Origin of the sequence: Pseudomonas mucoides (assembly GCF_015461845.1) — a bacterium.
Lineage (GTDB): Bacteria > Pseudomonadota > Gammaproteobacteria > Pseudomonadales > Pseudomonadaceae > Aquipseudomonas > Aquipseudomonas mucoides.
The window spans coordinates 139077-155529 of record NZ_JACOPW010000004.1; the positions used below are offsets into that span (position 1 = coordinate 139077).

The following is a 16453-nucleotide window of genomic DNA, read 5'->3' on the forward strand; positions in this document are numbered from 1 at the left end:
ACAAAAAATGGAACGCGGAGCGTCCCCGGCGGCATTCCCACGCGGGAGCGTGGGAACGATCATTCGGTGTACAGCCGCCGCTTCTCACCACTCATCAGGCCGAACGTTAGCTCGCCTGCCGCTTTTGATTCACCCGCCCCCTCGGGAGGCTGAGTGGAGGTGTGCATCCGGGGAGTGGCGCGTAGCGCCGTTCGACGCAGTCGAACACGCTGCATGTAGGTCGTAGCGGCCGAGCCTTAGCGAGGGGCCGGACGCTCGGGGCGAGACCTTTTGGTTCCTTTTGGGGCGTTCCGCGTTTGCCAAAAGGGACTCGCTGTAAGAGCGAAACCATTAGCGGCCGTTACCGCAGAAATGGATATGTACACCACCCCCTTGCCCCAACGCCATAGCCGGCTACCATCAACCGAGAAGGAAAAATTATCCCAATCCCCTCAAGTTGAAGGACCCAACTACCGACACAGTACTAATAGGACAAACACCCCGGACAACAGCAAATCGGCCACGCCCACAGACAAAATCCCCTGTGAATAAATGTCCCTTTGACTGCCAACACGGGATTGCCAATACTCATGGCAACTTGATGCTACCCGCACGGAACAAGGAATAACCCTTTGAAGCTGGAACTCAAGAACAGCTTGTCGGTGAAGTTGCTCCGGGTCGTGCTCCTGTCGGCATTGATCGTCGGCGTGGTCTTGAGCTGTGCGCAAATCGTTTTCGACGCCTACAAGACACGCCAGGCCGTAGCCAACGATGCCGAACGCATCCTCGACATGTTCCGCGACCCCTCTACCCAGGCCGTCTACAGCCTGGACCGGGAAATGGGCATGCAAGTGATCGAAGGCCTGTTCCAGGACGACGCCGTGCGCCAGGCCTCCATCGGCCATCCCAACGAAGCCATGCTCGCGCAAAAAACCCGCGAATTGCAGCATTCCCACAGCCGCTGGCTGACCGACCTGATCCTCGGCAAGGAACGCACTTTCACCACCCAACTGGTCGGTCGCGGCCCATATAGCGAGTATTACGGCGACCTGAGCATCACCCTCGACACCGCCACCTACGGCCAAGGGTTCATCATCAGCTCGGTGATCATCTTCATTTCCGGCGTGTTGCGCGCCATGGCCATGGGCCTGGTGCTGTACCTGGTCTATCACTGGCTGCTGACCAAACCGCTGTCGCGAATTATCGAGCACCTGACCGAAATCAACCCGGATCGCCCCAGCGAACACAAGATTCCGCAACTCAAGGGCCACGAAAAGAACGAACTGGGCATCTGGATCAACACCGCCAACCAGCTGCTCGAATCCATCGAACGCAACACCCACCTGCGCCACGAAGCAGAAAACAGCCTGTTGCGCATGGCCCAGTACGACTTCCTCACCGGCCTGCCCAACCGCCAGCAATTGCAGCAACAACTGGACAAGATCCTGGTCGACGCCGGCAAATTGCAGCGTCGGGTCGCGGTATTGGTGGTGGGCCTGGACGATTTCAAAGGCATCAACGAACAGTTCAGCTACCAGACCGGCGACCAATTGCTGCTGGCGTTGGCTGACCGGCTGCGCGCTCACAGCGGTCGCCTCGGCGCCCTCGCCCGTTTGGGTGGTGACCAGTTCGCCCTGGTCCAGGCCGATATCGAACAACCCTATGAAGCCGCCGAATTGGCGCAAAGCATCCTCGATGATCTGGAAGCGGCGTTTGCCCTCGACCATCAGGAAATCCGCCTGCGCGCGACCATCGGCATCACTCTGTTCCCCGAGGACGGTGACAGCACCGAGAAGCTGCTGCAAAAAGCCGAGCAGACCATGACCCTGGCCAAGACCCGCTCGCGCAACCGCTATCAGTTCTACATCGCCAGCGTCGACACCGAGATGCGCCGCCGTCGCGAACTGGAAAAAGACCTGCGCGATGCGCTGGCCCGCGATCAGTTCTACCTCGTCTACCAACCACAAATCAGCTACCGCGACCACCGGGTGGTGGGCGTCGAGGCGTTGATTCGCTGGCAGCATCCCGAGCATGGCTTGGTGCCGCCGGACCTTTTCATCCCCTTGGCCGAGCAGAACGGCACCATCATTGCCATCGGCGAATGGGTGCTGGATCAGGCCTGCAAACAATTGCGCGACTGGCACGATCAGGGCTTCCCCGACCTGCGCATGGCGGTGAACCTGTCTACCGTGCAACTGCACCACGCAGAGTTGCCACGCGTGGTGAACAACCTGCTGCAAATGTACCGCTTGCCACCGCGCAGCCTGGAACTGGAAGTGACCGAAACCGGCCTGATGGAAGACATCAGCACCGCCGCCCAGCACCTGCTGAGCCTGCGTCGCTCCGGCGCATTGATCGCCATTGATGACTTCGGCACCGGCTATTCATCACTGAGCTATCTGAAAAGCCTGCCGCTGGACAAGATCAAGATCGACAAGAGCTTCGTGCAGGACCTGCTCGATGACGACGACGATGCCACCATCGTTCGCGCGATCATCCAGCTGGGCAAGAGCTTGGGCATGCAGGTCATTGCCGAAGGCGTGGAGACCGCCGAGCAAGAAGCCTACATCATCTCCGAAGGCTGCCACGAAGGTCAGGGCTATCACTACAGCAAGCCACTGCCGGCCCGTGAATTGAGCGCCTACCTGAAACAGGCCCAGCGCAGCAACGCGGCTATTTTGTAGGCCTGCGAAAGACGCAGCCTCGTTTCACTCGACAGCTCCCACAGACACACGTGGTCCTGTAGCAACTGTCGAGTGAAACGAGGCTGCGTTTATTTTTGATCCCCACCCCTGTGCGAATAAGAAATATTTCCACCTGCACTCTTTACACATAATGCGAAAGATTTGCATTATGTCGCAGTTTTGCGCGCGTGAAGCGCCCTTCCACCCCTCTCGAAGCAGGATGTTCGCCATGATTCGTATGCCTCTGGCTACCGCCAGTCTGTTGGCCATCGCTATTTCCCTCGCCGGTTGTGGCGAAGGCAAGGACAAGACCGCCGCCGCGCCAGCGCCGACTCCGGCCGCCAGCACCGTTGCTGCGCCAGCTGCTGCCAGCAAAGTCGATGAAGCTGCCGCCAAAGCCGTTGTCGCGCATTACGCCGACATCGTCTTCGCCGTTTACAGCGATGCCGAATCCACCGCGAAAACCCTGCAAACCGCCGTCGACGCTTTCCTCGCCAAGCCGGACGCCGACACCCTCAAAGCCGCCAAGGCTGCCTGGGTCGCGGCCCGCGTTCCTTACTTGCAGAGCGAAGTGTTCCGCTTCGGAAACACCATCATCGACGATTGGGAAGGTCAGGTTAACGCCTGGCCACTGGACGAAGGCCTGATCGACTACGTCGACAAATCCTACGAACACGCACTGGGTAACCCGGGCGCCACCGCCAACATCATCGCCAACACTGAAGTCCAGGTCGGCGAAGACAAGGTTGACGTGAAAGACATTACCCCGGAAAAACTCGCCAGCCTGAACGAGCTGGGCGGTTCCGAGGCCAACGTTGCGACGGGCTACCACGCCATCGAATTCCTGCTGTGGGGCCAGGACCTGAACGGCACCGGCCCAGGCGCGGGCAACCGCCCGGCTTCCGACTACCTGGAAGGCAAAGGCGCGACTGGCGGTCACAACGATCGTCGCCGCGCTTACCTGAAGTCCGTGACCCAACTGCTGGTCAGCGACCTGGAAGAAATGGTCGGTAACTGGAAGCCGAACGTGGCTGACAACTACCGCGCCACCCTGGAAGCCGAACCGGTGGATACCGGCCTGCGCAAAATGCTGTTCGGCATGGGCAGCCTGTCCCTTGGTGAACTGGCGGGCGAGCGCATGAAGGTGTCCCTGGAAGCCAACTCTCCAGAAGACGAACAGGATTGCTTCAGCGACAACACCCACAATTCGCACTTCTACGATGCCAAAGGCATTCGTAACGTGTACCTGGGCGAATACACCCGCGTCGACGGCACCAAAATGACCGGCGCCAGCCTGTCGTCCCTGGTGGCCAAGGCCGACCCGGCTGCCGACACCGCGCTGAAAGCTGATCTGGCCGCTACCGAAGCCAAGATCCAGGTCATGGTTGACCACGCCAACAAGGGTGAGCATTACGACCAGTTGATCGCCGCCGGCAACACAGCGGGCAATCAGATCGTCCGTGACGCCATCGCTTCGCTGGTCAAGCAGACCGGTTCGATCGAAGCCGCCGCTGGCAAACTGGGTATCAGCGACCTGAACCCGGACAACGCTGATCACGAGTTCTGATCAACGCTGGCCAAACAAGAAGGCGACCTTAGGGTCGCCCTTTTTACGCCTGTTTTTTGGGTGATGCTGATGGCCTCATCGCGGGCAAGCCACGCTCCCGCAGGTTCGGTGCAAAACCCTGTGGGAGCGTGGCTTGCCCGCGATGGCCGCGACTCGGTCTCAAGTCAAACCTTGCCCCACATCAAGTAAACGATAATTCCTCTTATTCAAACTCCCGTGCCCTGTTAGACTTTGCGCCCTTGTTTTGCTCGTCTCGCAGGATGTCTGATGCCCCCGCTGCTGCTTCGCTTGTCCGCACTGTTAATGGCCCTGGGCCTGAGTGCCTGCGATGACGCCCCGCGTTTTACCAAGGCCGAACCCGGTGAAGCCCGGTCCGGTGGCAGCGCGACCGTGCGCAAGACCGATCAGAACTCGTTTTCCCTGCCGTCCGCCAACCTGCCGCCATCACGGCGTGTGGACTTCAGCGTCGGCAACAGTTTCTTCCGCAGCCCGTGGGTCATCGCGCCGTCGACCACCACTGCTCGCGACGGCCTCGGCCCCCTGTTCAACACCAACGCCTGCCAGGGCTGCCACATCAAGGACGGGCGCGGCCATCCGCCACCGCCCGACGCGCCAAATGCGGTGTCGATGCTGGTGCGCCTGTCGATCCCCAACGCACCGGCCTATGCCAAGGTTATCGAGCAGCTCGGCGTGGTGCCGGAGCCGGTCTATGGCGGTCAGTTCCAGGACATGGCCGTGCCCGGTGTTGCACCGGAAGGCAAGGTGCGCGTCGATTACACGCCCGTTGCGGTGCGATTCAAGGACGGCACCGAAGTCGAACTGCGCAAACCGAGCCTGAACATCACACAATTGGGTTACGGCCCGATGCACCCCGACACGCGGTTCTCGGCGCGCGTCGCCCCGCCGATGATTGGCCTGGGTTTGCTTGAAGCAATCCCCGACGAGGCGATCCTGGCCAATGCCGAAGCGCAGGCGAAGGACAAAAACGGCATCGCCGGACGCCCGAACCGGGTCTGGGATGACGCCCAGCAGAAAACCGTCCTCGGCCGATTTGGCTGGAAAGCCGGGCAACCGAATCTCAATCAACAGAATGTGCATGCGTTTTCCGGCGACATGGGCCTCACTACCAGCCTGAGACCGTTTGACGACTGCACCGACGCGCAAACCGCCTGCAAACAGGCACCCAATGGCACCGGCCCTGACGGCGAGCCAGAAGTCAGCGACAACATCCTGCGCCTGGTGTTGTTCTACAGCCGAAACCTTGCCGTACCGGCCCGCCGCGATGTCAGCGCGCCCGAAGTGCTGGCCGGCAAAAACCTGTTTTTCCAGGCCGGATGCCAATCCTGCCACACGCCGAAATACACCACCGCCGCCAACGCCGCCGAACCGGAACTGGCCAATCAAGTGATTCGCCCGTACAGCGATCTGCTGCTGCATGACATGGGCGACGGCCTCGCCGACAACCGCACCGAATTCCAGGCCAGTGGCCGCGACTGGCGCACCCCGCCATTGTGGGGCATCGGCCTGACGCAAGCGGTCAGTGGCCACACCCAGTTTTTGCATGATGGCCGCGCGCGCAATTTGCTCGAAGCCGTGCTCTGGCATGGCGGCGAAGCGACGGCTGCGCAGCAACAGGTTTTGTCTTTCAATGCCGAGCAGCGCGCTGCGTTGCTGGCATTTTTGAACTCACTTTAAACACTTATAAAACATCGGGAGCCCGACATGTTCCGCCCCAAATTGTTGTTCACCAGCCTTGCCGCACTCGCACTGGGCGCCTGCTCACCGCAGGACCCGCAAGCCGTGACGTCGGCCGCTATCGCCAAATCGGTGATCCTGCCGACCTACACCCGCTGGGTTGAAGCCGACCGCCAATTGGCCGCCAGCGCCCTGGCCTACTGCGAAGGCAAGGAAAACCTCGACACCGCCCGCACCGACTTCCTGCACGCGCAGAAAGCCTGGGCCGAGCTGCAACCGCTGCTGATCGGGCCATTGGCCGAGGGCAACCGTTCGTGGCAGGTGCAGTTCTGGCCGGACAAGAAGAACCTGGTCGGCCGTCAGCTCGAGCAATTGGTCACCGCGCAGCCGCAGATCGATGCCGCCGCCCTGGCCAAGTCCAGCGTGGTGGTTCAGGGCCTCTCGGCCTATGAATACATCCTGTTCGACAGCAAGCCGGACGTCGCCAACGACGCACAGAAAGCCAAGTATTGCCCGCTGCTGAAAGCCATCGGCGAACGTCAGAAACAACTGGCCGAAGAGATTCTGCAAAGTTGGAACAACACCGACGGCATGCTCGCGCAGATGAGCAAATTCCCGAATCAGCGCTACGCCGATTCCCACGAAGCCATCGCCGACTTGTTGCGTGTGCAAGTCACCGCCATCGATACCCTGAAGAAAAAACTCGGCACGCCAATGGGCCGCCAGAGCAAGGGCGTGCCGCAGCCGTTCCAGGCCGATGCATGGCGCAGCCAGTCGTCCCTGACCGGTCTCGAAGCCAGCCTCGCCGCGGCCAAAACCGTGTGGGAAGGCGTCGACAACAAAGGCCTGCGCGGTCTGTTGCCGAGTGATCAAAAGCCGTTGGCCGACAAGATCGATGCCGCCTACGCCGCCTCGCTGAAACTGTTCGCCAGCAACCAGCGTTCGCTGACCGAAATGCTCAACGACGATGCCGGGCGCCAGCAACTCAACGATCTCTACGACAGCCTCAACGTTGTCCACCGCCTGCACGAAGGCGAACTGGCCAAGGCGCTGGGCATTCAACTGGGCTTCAACGCCAACGACGGTGACTGATGAGGACGAGTGCCATGCTGCGACGTCAGGTTCTGACTTTAGGTAGCTTGCTGCTGGGAGCAGTGACACTGGGCGGCTGGACGCTGTTCAAGCAAAAGGACAAAAGCCCGCTGCTGCTGTCGGCGCGGGACGACACCGACGGCAAGCATTACGCCGTCGGTTATCGGCTGGACGGCACCCGGGTGTTTGCCACCCAGGTCGGCCAGCGTTGCCACGACATCATCAACCACCCGACGTTGCCGATAGCGCTGTTCGTGGCCCGTCGTCCGGGCACCGAGAGCTACCTGATCGACTTGCGTGACGGCACGTTGCTGCAAACCGTGACGTCGCTGCCGAACCGGCATTTCTACGGGCACGCGGTGATTCACAAGAGCGGCGACTGGCTGTACGCGACCGAGAACGACACGTCCGATCCGGGCCGTGGCTTGCTCGGTGTGTATAAGTTCGAAGGTGAGCGGCTGGTGCACAGCGGCGAGATGTCCACCCATGGCATCGGCCCGCACCAGGTGTCGTGGATGCCCGATGGCGAAACCCTGGTGGTGGCCAACGGCGGCATTCGCACCGAGGCCGAAAGCCGGGTCGAGATGAACCTCAATGCCATGGAACCGAGCCTGGTGCTGATGCAACGCGACGGCACGCTATTGAGCAAGGAAACCCTCGCCCAGCAGATGAACAGCGTGCGGCATCTGGGGATCGCCAGCGACGGCACCATCGTTGCCGGTCAGCAATTCATGGGGCCGTCCCATGAGTCGTCGGAGCTGCTGGCGATCAAGCGTCCTGGCCAGCCGTTCGCGGCATTTCCAGTGCCCGAGCATCAGTTGCAGGCGATGGGGCATTACACCGCCAGCGTCGCGGTGCACAGCGAACTGCGCCTGGTGGCGTTGACCGCGCCACGGGGCAACCGCTTTTTCATCTGGGACCTGGACAGCGGCGAAGTGCGCCTGGATGCGCCCCTGCCCGATTGCGCCGGGGTCGGCGCCGTGGCCGACGGGTTTGTCGTGACCTCGGGTCAGGGCCGCTGCCGGTATTACGATTGCCGTCAGACAACGCTGGTTGCAAAACCATTGGAGCTTCCGGCGGGGCTTTGGGATAACCACCTTCACCTCATCTGAGCCCGTTTCCTGTGGCGAGGGAGCTTGCTCCCTCGCCACAGGTTATTCATCGTTCGTTAGTCCCCTTGAGTGACAGGCGCTCCAAGGCCTAGCCTGTAATTTCTTCCAGTTGGAATCACCCTGCGACTCAGATAATGTGCCCCACTGTCTCACCTGATTTTCTCCAAGGAACTGGAAATATGCTGCGTCGCCGCATGCTGATCATGTTGGGTGTTGTTCTGCTGATCGTGCTGGTCCTGGCCGGTTATAAAGCCTTTTCCATCTACACGATGATTCAAGGCTTCTCCGCGCCAAAACCGCCGATCAGTGTTGCCGTGGCCACCGCCACCGAACGGCCGTGGCAAGCCCGCCTGCCCACCGTTGGCACGCTCAAGGCGTTGCAGGGCGTGGACCTGAGCCTGGAGACCGACGGCACCGTCGTCGACTTGCAGTTCGAGTCAGGGCAGAAGGTCAAGGCCGGTCAACCGCTGCTGCAGCTCGACAGCGCCGTGGAAAGAGCCTTGCTGGAAACCGCGCTGGCCGACCTCGGACTGGCCCAGCTCGATTACGGTCGCGGCAGCCAGCTGGTCGGCAGCCAGGCGATTTCCAAAGGTGAATTCGACCGACTGTCAGCGGTGCAGAAGAAGAGCAAGGCCACGGTCAATCAGCTCAGGGCCGCGCTCAGTAAAAAGAGCATCGCCGCGCCCTTCAGCGGGACCATCGGCATTCGTCAGGTGGACGTCGGTGACTATGTCGCCACTGGCACCATGATTGCCACCCTGCAAGACCTCAGCAGCCTCTATGTAGACTTCTTCGTGCCCGAGCAGTCGATCCCGAAGATCGCCCTCGGCCAACCGGTGCAGGTCATTGTCGCGGCCTACCCGACGCGAACCTTCCCCGGCGCCATCAGTGCGATCAACCCGAAAGTCGAAAACAGCACGCGCAACGTTCAGGTCCGCGCGACCCTGGCCAATCCTGACGGCACGTTGCTGCCGGGGATGTTCGCCAGCCTGCAAGTGTTGTTGCCCGACCCGCAGCCGCGCATCGTCGTGCCGGAAAGCGCGATCACCTACACGCTGTACGGCAACTCGATCTACGTCGTCGCGCAGAAAAAAGCCGAAGACGGCAGCCTGGAAAAAGACGACAAGGGCCAACCGATCCTGATCGCCGAACGCCGTTTCATCGAAACCGGTGAGCGTCGCGACGGGCTGGTGATGATTACCAAAGGTGTGCAGAACGGCGAAAAAGTGGTCACGGCCGGCCAGATCAAACTGGACAACGGTGCGCACATCGCGATCAGCGACGACAAGACCCTAGCCGAGAAGAACAGTCAGCCGCGCGCGGACTGATCAAGGAATCCCCATGGCTTTTACCGACCCGTTCATCCGCCGCCCGGTCCTCGCAACCGTGGTCAGCCTGTTGATAGTGCTGCTGGGCTTCCAGGCCTGGAGCAAGTTGCCGCTGCGCCAATACCCGCAAATGGAAAACGCCCTGATCACGGTGACCACGGCGTACCCCGGGGCCAACGCCGAGACCATCCAGGGCTACATCACCCAACCGATGCAGCAGAGTCTGGCGAGTGCCGAGGGTATCGACTACATGACGTCGGTCAGTCGCCAGAACTTCTCGGTGATCTCGATCTACGCGCGTATCGGCTCCAACAGCGACCGCTTGTTCACCGAACTGCTGGCCAAGGCCAACGAGGTCAAGAACCGGCTGCCTCAAGACGCCGAAGACCCGGTGCTGAGCAAGGAAGCGGCCGACGCCTCGGCACTCATGTACATCAGTTTCTTCAGCAAGGAATTGAGCAACCCGCAGATCACCGATTACCTGTCGCGGGTCATCCAGCCGAAACTGGCCACCCTGCCCGGCATGGCCGAAGCCGAGATTCTCGGCAATCAGGTGTTTGCCATGCGCCTGTGGCTGGACCCGGTGAAGCTGGCCGGTTTCGGCCTGAGCGCCAGCGACGTGACCAACGCGGTCCGCCAGTACAACTTCCTCTCCGCCGCCGGCGAAGTGAAAGGCGAATACGTCGTCACCAGCATCAATGCCAACACCGAGCTCAAATCCGCCGAAGCCTTTGCTGCGATTCCGCTCAAGGTCGACGGCGACAGCCGCGTGCTGCTCAGCGATGTCGCGCGGGTGGAAATGGGCGCGGAAAACTACGACACCATCAGTTCCTTCGGCGGCACCCCCTCGGTGTACATCGGCATCAAGGCCACGCCGGGCGCCAACCCGCTGGACGTGATCAAGGAAGTGCGCAAGATCATGCCGGACCTGGAAGCCCAGTTGCCGCCGAACCTCAAAGGTGAAATCGCCTACGACGCCACGCTGTTCATCCAGGCCTCAATCGATGAGGTGGTGAAAACCCTGTTCGAAGCGGTGCTGATCGTCATCGTCGTGGTGTTCCTGTTTCTCGGGGCGCTGCGGTCGGTGGTGATTCCGGTGGTGACCATTCCGTTGTCGATGATCGGCGTGATGTTTTTCATGCAGATGATGGGTTACTCGATCAACCTGCTGACGCTGCTGGCGATGGTGCTGGCCATTGGGTTGGTGGTGGACGACGCCATCGTCGTGGTGGAGAACATTCACCGGCACATCGAAGAAGGCAAAACGCCTTTTGACGCGGCCATCGAAGGTGCCCGTGAAATTGCGATGCCAGTGGTCTCGATGACCATCACCCTGGCGGCGGTTTATGCGCCCATCGGTTTCCTGACCGGGCTGACGGGCGCGTTGTTCAAGGAATTCGCCCTGACCCTGGCCGGGGCGGTGGTGATCTCCGGCGTGGTGGCGCTGACACTGTCGCCGATGATGTGCGCCTTTTTGCTGCGCCACGACGAAAACCCCAGCGGCCTCGCCCACCGCCTCGACCTGATTTTCGAAGGACTCAAGCGTCGCTACCAAAGCCTGCTGCACGGCACCCTGAACACCCGGCCGGTGGTGCTGGTGTTTGCGCTGATCGTGCTCTGCCTGATCCCGGTGCTGCTCAAATTCACCAAGTCGGAGCTGGCACCCGACGAGGATCAGGGCATCATTTTCATGTTGGCCAACGCCCCGCAACCGGCCAACCTCGACTACCTGAACACCTACACCGACGAATTCATCACCATTTTCAAAGCGTTTCCCGAGTACTACTCCTCGTTCCAGATCAATGGGTTCAACGGCGTGCAATCGGGGATTGGCGGTTTCCTGCTCAAACCGTGGAATGAACGCCACCGCACACAGATGGCGATCCTGCCCGAAGTCCAGCGCAAACTGGAGAGCATCGCCGGGTTGCAGATCTTCGGCTTCAACCTGCCCTCCCTGCCCGGTACCGGCGAAGGCCTGCCGTTTCAGTTCGTGATCAACACGGCCAATGATTACGAGTTGCTGTTACAGGTCATGGACCGGGTGAAAAAGCGTGCCATGGAGTCCGGCAAGTTCGCCTTCGTCGACGTCGACCTGGCCTTCGACAAACCGGAAGTGGTGGTCGATATCGACCGCGCCAAAGCGGCGCAGATGGGCGTGTCCATGCAAGACCTGGGCGGAACCCTGGCGACGTTGCTGGGTGAGGCGGAAATCAACCGTTTCACCATCGAGGGCCGCAGTTACAAGGTCATCGCGCAGGTCGAACGCCCGTTCCGGGATAACCCGGACTGGCTGAACAACTATTACGTGAAGAACAACAAGGGCGAATTGCTGGCCTTGTCGACCCTGATCACCGTCACCGACCGGGCGCGACCGCGACAGCTGAACCAGTTCCAGCAACTCAACTCGGCCATCCTTTCCGGGGTGCCGCTGGTCAGCATGGGTGAAGCCCTCGACACCGTGCGGCAGATCGCCCGGGAAGAAGCCCCGGCGGGCTTCGCCGTCGACTATGGCGGCGCATCACGGCAATACGTTCAGGAAGGCAGTGCGCTGTGGGTCACCTTTGCCCTGGCGCTGGCAATCATCTTTCTGGTACTGGCTGCGCAGTTTGAAAGCTATCGCGACCCGCTGGTGATTCTGGTGACCGTGCCGCTGTCGATTTGCGGGGCGCTGATTCCGCTATTCCTCGGCTGGTCGAGCATGAACATTTATACCCAGGTCGGGCTAGTGACGCTGATCGGACTGATCAGCAAGCACGGGATCCTGATCGTCGAGTTCGCCAACCTGCTGCGCAAGGAAAAAGGCCTGACGGCTCGCGAAGCGGTGGAGGAAGCGGCGGCGATCCGGCTTCGCCCTGTGCTGATGACCACGGCTGCGATGGTGTTTGGCATGGTGCCGTTGATCCTTGCCACGGGCGCGGGGGCGGTGAGCCGGTTTGATATCGGGACGGTGATTGCTACGGGGATGTCGATCGGGACGTTGTTTACCTTGTTCGTGCTGCCGTGCATCTACACCTTGCTGGCCAAACCCGCCCCCAAAGAACACGTATAACCCCCCTGTAGGGGTGAGCCTGCTCGCGATAGCGGTGGATCAGTCGACTTCACTGGTGACTGGCACACCGCTATCGCGAGCAGGCGCACTCCTACAAGGGGATTTGTTTTGGGCAAAAAAAAAGGCCTCGCACATGCGAGGCCTTTTATTTTGGCTTCAATCTGGTCAACTTTGCGGCCTCATTCCCTGGGCAAGCCCGAACATGAGCAACAGCAAATCATGGTCAGGTTGCGCAGCAACGGAGGCTTTGATAGCGCGTGGTAATGGACAGTGAGCATCGCTGCTCACTGAACTGAGGACCTGCGTGCGTGGCTGCTCCCAGGCAGCCACCGCCAATGAAGCAACTGCCAAGGCTCCAACTAAAAACAAACCTCGTGCAATTTCGAGTTTCATCGCTATAAACCTTTGATAGCGCTGCCAAACGCCGTCTCATAAAAGTAGACGAGTTTTTTCCAGTCCGCATCGCTGAATGACGAATGGCGACGCAGTTGCTTCATGTCATGCGCGGCCGCTTGGGAAGCGGTCATACGCTGTCGGCACTTCTCCAGATCGATCAAGGCGATTTCGACCTTGGCCGATTCGCCTTCGCCGGTCACTCGCAAGAACACGTGCTTGATGTAGATGCAGCTGTGCTGCCAACGCCCCTTGTGCATGCGGGCGAGGTTCTCGGCCAAATCCTTCAACACACGATCATTTACCGCCTCGCCATGGCGCTCGCGACCACCACCGGCGTACCAGTGTTCGATTTCCTCGAAGCCATCCAGCGACTTGGTCACCAGCAACGCGCGCCATTTGTGCACAGGGTCGCGCTGTGCGCCGCAGAAAACGATTTCAGGAACACGCACGCCAAGCTTGCGCAGGCCGATCAGTGCATCTTGCTCGCGCAACACAGTCGGACGGCCAAACGGATGCAGCCAGCTGCGATAGATGTGGCCGGTCTGGCGCTTGCCATAGAGCAGTTGTCCATCACTGCCCATGACGCGCTGCACGCCACTTTCCCCACCACGGCGAACGTTGGGTTCTTCTACCCATTCACCACGCTGATTCCAGAAAAAGTCGAAGCGGTCCTTGGGAGCGACTTCCGTTTCTGCTGCACATTGCACTGCCATCCTGTTACCTCTTGCGTAATACGTAAACGCGCCACATGGCGTAGAGCGGTATAAAGTCCAGTTTTTCCTGGATGCGGAAACCCGCTTGCTCGAATTCTTTTTCTACCGTTGCAGCCGGTAACACAAAGCGGTTTTGGTAACCTTCCTGCCCACGCCGCGCTTCTGAACGCTTGCGTTTCCAGGCCTTGAAGTTGCCGTCCACCCACAACGAAATGATCACGCTGTCACGGGTGACACGTTCGAATTCGCGCAGAATCGCCAGTCGATGCTCGGCTTCACCGATGTGGTGCAGCAAACGCATGCAGAAAATGCTGTCGACGGCGTTATCAGGCAAGGCGATGTCGAAGGCAGAAGTGTGCAAGGGTTGTACCCGTTTCACCACGTCGGCGGGTTGTGCCTGGCAAGCGATCTTCACCATTGATTCAGAGTTGTCGGCGCCGATGATTGCACGGTTAGCCTTTTCCGCCAGCATTGGCCAGAAACGCCCTGCACCGCAGGGCAGGTCGAGTACCAGTCCGGGCTCGCCGGCCAGCGCCAGCGCCTTGCGTGCCAGCTGTACGTCGCGCCAGTGGGACAGTTTGCGACCGAGGCCATCCTGATGCTTTTGCAGATAACGCTTAGCGTGTTGATCGTCGTATTTTTCGGAAAAATCGAGTTTGATCGGGCCGTCCATCATCAGGTCTCCTGAAATGCTGATGTCACCAACCTTAGGTAGTCTAGTGTCAGAGTCAGGTCATTCATTTGTGAAAATTTCGTTGAGGGAAACCCCGAACTATTTCAAGGTTTTACAGGATAACAACGATAGCTCAGGGCCATCGAACTGCAACCGTTCACTCAACCAGCCTCCGATGCGTTTAATTCGACCTGAAAACGACAGCCATTGGGCTCCATGGTCGTCAGGCTGACGGTCCAGCCCTGGTTCTCACAAATCCGCTGCACCAGCGACAACCCCAGACCAAGACCCTCACCCCGTTTTTCCGAACCCCGCACGAACGGCTCGAACATCGCCTCGCGTTTTTCTTCGGGAATGCCCACCCCGCTGTCCTCGACCACAAACCCCGTGGCGGTGAGGGTCAGGCGGATGAAACCGTGTTCGGTGTAATGCAGCGCGTTGCGCAACAGGTTGCCCATCACCGCATGCAGGAGCGTTGCGTTGTAACTGGCAGATGGAGGGGGACCCGGTTCGAAAATCAGTTTCAGCCCCTTGGTTTCGATCGGTTCTCGCCACAGCGTGAGCAAGCCGTCGGCAACCTGTTTCAGGTTCTGCTGCGGCGACATGCTGGCGTCTTCACGTTGTGCGCGGGCCAGCATCAGGAAGGTTTGCACCAGTTCACGCATCTCTTCACAGGCCCGGGCAATGCGTTCGACCTGGGCGTGGCCGCGCTGATCGATCCCGGGGTTTTCCAGCAGTAATTCACAGGAACTGGCCAACACCATCAAGGGCGTACGCAGTTCGTGGCTGACGTCACTGGTAAACAGGCGCTCGCGGGTCAGCGCCTGGCGCAAACGCCCCAGGGTGGCGTCGAAGGCGACGGCCAGTTCGCCCACTTCGTCTGCGGCATAATCCGGTGCCAGCGGCGGCGCCAGCCCCAACAGTTGATCGCGATGGCGGACCTGGCGGGCCAGTCGTACCACGGGCGCCATGACTTTGCGCGCCAGGACCCAGCCGAGAAAAACCGCCAGCGCCAGGCTCAGGACGAAGCCGACCAGCACCACGGCAAACAGCACCCGCTCACGCTCTTCGAAATCGCTTTGGTCTTGAAGCAGCACATAGCGCCGACCGTCGACGATTTCGACCATGGCGTGATACGACAGCTGATCGCGGAAAACTTCGTGAAAACCCGAATCGAGGTTGCGCAGATCCTTGGGCAGCTCGAAATCCCCTGCCCCGCCACTGAAGTAGAACAGTTGATCCGGCTCGGGGCGGTGGCTCCAGTCCGACATGCTGTCCATCAGCAACAGACGCTGCAGATCGCCACCCAGTCCGGACGAAATCAGCTTTTCTTCCACCACGTGTACGGTTGCCACAATGCCCATGGCAAAGGCACCGGCCACCAATGCGCTCATCAGCGCAAAGGCGATGATGATCCGTTGAGCAAGGCTCTGCTTAAACTCCATCACGGCCCTCGGCCAAGCGATAACCCACACCGTGAACGGTTTGCAGCAATGGCTTGGCGAACGGCTTGTCGATCACCTGACGCAGTTGATGGACGTGGCTGCGCAGGCTGTCACTGTCCGGGCAGTCATCGCCCCACAGCGCTTCTTCGAGAATTTCCCGGCGCAGCACGTGCGGGCTTTTCTGCATCAGCACGGCCAGCAACTTCAGGCCCACCGGGTTGAGTTTCAGCAGTCGCCCTTCGCGGGTCACTTCCAGGGTGTCGAGGTCGTAGGCCAGATCGCCGACCTGCAACGTGCGACGGCCGCCACCTTGGGTGCGACGCATCACCGCCTCGATCCGGGCGGCCAGTTCAGACAGGGCAAACGGTTTGATCAAGTAATCGTCGGCGCCGGACTTGAAGCCTTGTAGCCGGTCGTCGAGTTGATCGCGGGCGGTGAGCATGATCACCGGCGTGTCGCGGCGGGCGTCTTCGCGCAGGCGTTTGCACAGGGTATAGCCGTCGATGCCGGGCAGCATGATGTCGAGCACGATCAAGTCGTAATGCTCGGTGGCCGCCAGGTGAAGGCCGGACAGACCGTCTTGTGCGCAATCCACGGTGTAGCCTTTGAGGCCCAGGTAATCAGCCAGATTGGCCAGGATATCGCGGTTGTCTTCAACCAATAGAATTCGCATGGGCACTCCTCGGTAACACAGTAACAGCCGTCTTGGCCCGCGCAGCT

The 16453-nt window shown here is 60.3% G+C and carries 12 protein-coding genes; 7 read left to right on the plus strand and 5 right to left on the minus strand.

What is annotated here, in order from left to right; all coding sequences use genetic code 11:
* The first annotated feature begins 611 nt into the window (after positions 1–611).
* The 7 genes from H8F22_RS19420 to H8F22_RS19450 all read left to right on the plus strand — a co-directional run bounded on the left by H8F22_RS19420 (position 612) and on the right by H8F22_RS19450 (position 12506).
* Complete coding sequence (locus H8F22_RS19420; RefSeq protein ID WP_027922873.1) at positions 612–2663, plus strand: putative bifunctional diguanylate cyclase/phosphodiesterase; 2052 nt, start codon at positions 612–614, stop codon at positions 2661–2663.
* Between the two features lie 229 nt (positions 2664–2892).
* Positions 2893–4230 carry an imelysin family protein gene (locus tag H8F22_RS19425; protein WP_059182244.1) on the plus strand — a complete coding sequence of 446 codons (1338 nt, stop codon included), beginning with the start codon at positions 2893–2895 and terminating at the stop codon, positions 4228–4230.
* A 267-nt stretch (positions 4231–4497) separates the two neighbouring features.
* Positions 4498–5925, plus strand: a complete 1428-nt coding sequence (locus H8F22_RS19430) for a di-heme oxidoreductase family protein (protein WP_194940565.1) — start codon at positions 4498–4500, stop codon at positions 5923–5925.
* Between the two features lie 27 nt (positions 5926–5952).
* Entirely contained in the window at positions 5953–7017 is a 1065-nt protein-coding gene (locus H8F22_RS19435) for an imelysin family protein (RefSeq protein ID WP_194940566.1), read from the plus strand.
* Positions 7018–7031: 14 nt separating this feature from the next.
* Entirely contained in the window at positions 7032–8129 is a 1098-nt protein-coding gene (locus H8F22_RS19440) for a DUF1513 domain-containing protein (protein ID WP_027922869.1), read from the plus strand.
* 179 nt (positions 8130–8308) lie between these two features.
* Positions 8309–9457, plus strand: a complete 1149-nt coding sequence (locus tag H8F22_RS19445; protein WP_194940567.1) for an efflux RND transporter periplasmic adaptor subunit — start codon at positions 8309–8311, stop codon at positions 9455–9457.
* A gap of 13 nt (positions 9458–9470) precedes the next feature.
* Positions 9471–12506 carry a multidrug efflux RND transporter permease subunit gene (locus H8F22_RS19450; RefSeq protein WP_027922867.1) on the plus strand — a complete coding sequence of 1012 codons (3036 nt, stop codon included), beginning with the start codon at positions 9471–9473 and terminating at the stop codon, positions 12504–12506.
* Positions 12507–12671: 165 nt separating this feature from the next.
* On the opposite strand, the gene H8F22_RS19455 is transcribed toward H8F22_RS19450, so the two are convergent.
* The 5 genes from H8F22_RS19455 to colR form a co-directional block, all read right to left on the minus strand.
* Positions 12672–12899, minus strand: coding sequence for a hypothetical protein (locus H8F22_RS19455; protein ID WP_081743926.1), 228 nt, complete (start codon positions 12897–12899; stop codon positions 12672–12674).
* A gap of 2 nt (positions 12900–12901) precedes the next feature.
* Positions 12902–13615, minus strand: a complete 714-nt coding sequence (locus H8F22_RS19460) for a lipopolysaccharide kinase InaA family protein (protein ID WP_194940568.1) — start codon at positions 13613–13615, stop codon at positions 12902–12904.
* A 4-nt stretch (positions 13616–13619) separates the two neighbouring features.
* Complete coding sequence (locus H8F22_RS19465; protein WP_027922865.1) at positions 13620–14288, minus strand: class I SAM-dependent methyltransferase; 669 nt, start codon at positions 14286–14288, stop codon at positions 13620–13622.
* Between the two features lie 161 nt (positions 14289–14449).
* Positions 14450–15733 (minus strand): sensor histidine kinase, encoded by a 1284-nt coding sequence (locus tag H8F22_RS19470; RefSeq protein WP_194940569.1) that lies wholly within the window; start codon positions 15731–15733, stop codon positions 14450–14452.
* Positions 15723–16406, minus strand: a complete 684-nt coding sequence (gene colR, locus H8F22_RS19475; RefSeq protein WP_007948597.1) for a two-component system response regulator ColR — start codon at positions 16404–16406, stop codon at positions 15723–15725. Before colR ends, H8F22_RS19470 begins: the two co-directional genes overlap by 11 nt.
* Positions 16407–16453 lie beyond the last annotated feature (47 nt).

Coding starts and splice junctions, on each gene's coding strand:
- H8F22_RS19440 (WP_027922869.1), top strand. CDS start 7,032: ATGCTGCGACGTCAGGTTCTGACTTTAGGTAGCTTGCTGCTGGGAGCA.
- H8F22_RS19465 (WP_027922865.1), bottom strand. CDS start 14,288: ATGGACGGCCCGATCAAACTCGATTTTTCCGAAAAATACGACGATCAA.
- H8F22_RS19450 (WP_027922867.1), top strand. CDS start 9,471: ATGGCTTTTACCGACCCGTTCATCCGCCGCCCGGTCCTCGCAACCGTG.
- colR (WP_007948597.1), bottom strand. CDS start 16,406: ATGCGAATTCTATTGGTTGAAGACAACCGCGATATCCTGGCCAATCTG.
- H8F22_RS19470 (WP_194940569.1), bottom strand. CDS start 15,733: ATGGAGTTTAAGCAGAGCCTTGCTCAACGGATCATCATCGCCTTTGCG.
- H8F22_RS19445 (WP_194940567.1), top strand. CDS start 8,309: ATGCTGCGTCGCCGCATGCTGATCATGTTGGGTGTTGTTCTGCTGATC.
- H8F22_RS19435 (WP_194940566.1), top strand. CDS start 5,953: ATGTTCCGCCCCAAATTGTTGTTCACCAGCCTTGCCGCACTCGCACTG.
- H8F22_RS19460 (WP_194940568.1), bottom strand. CDS start 13,615: ATGGCAGTGCAATGTGCAGCAGAAACGGAAGTCGCTCCCAAGGACCGC.
- H8F22_RS19430 (WP_194940565.1), top strand. CDS start 4,498: ATGCCCCCGCTGCTGCTTCGCTTGTCCGCACTGTTAATGGCCCTGGGC.
- H8F22_RS19425 (WP_059182244.1), top strand. CDS start 2,893: ATGATTCGTATGCCTCTGGCTACCGCCAGTCTGTTGGCCATCGCTATT.
- H8F22_RS19455 (WP_081743926.1), bottom strand. CDS start 12,899: ATGAAACTCGAAATTGCACGAGGTTTGTTTTTAGTTGGAGCCTTGGCA.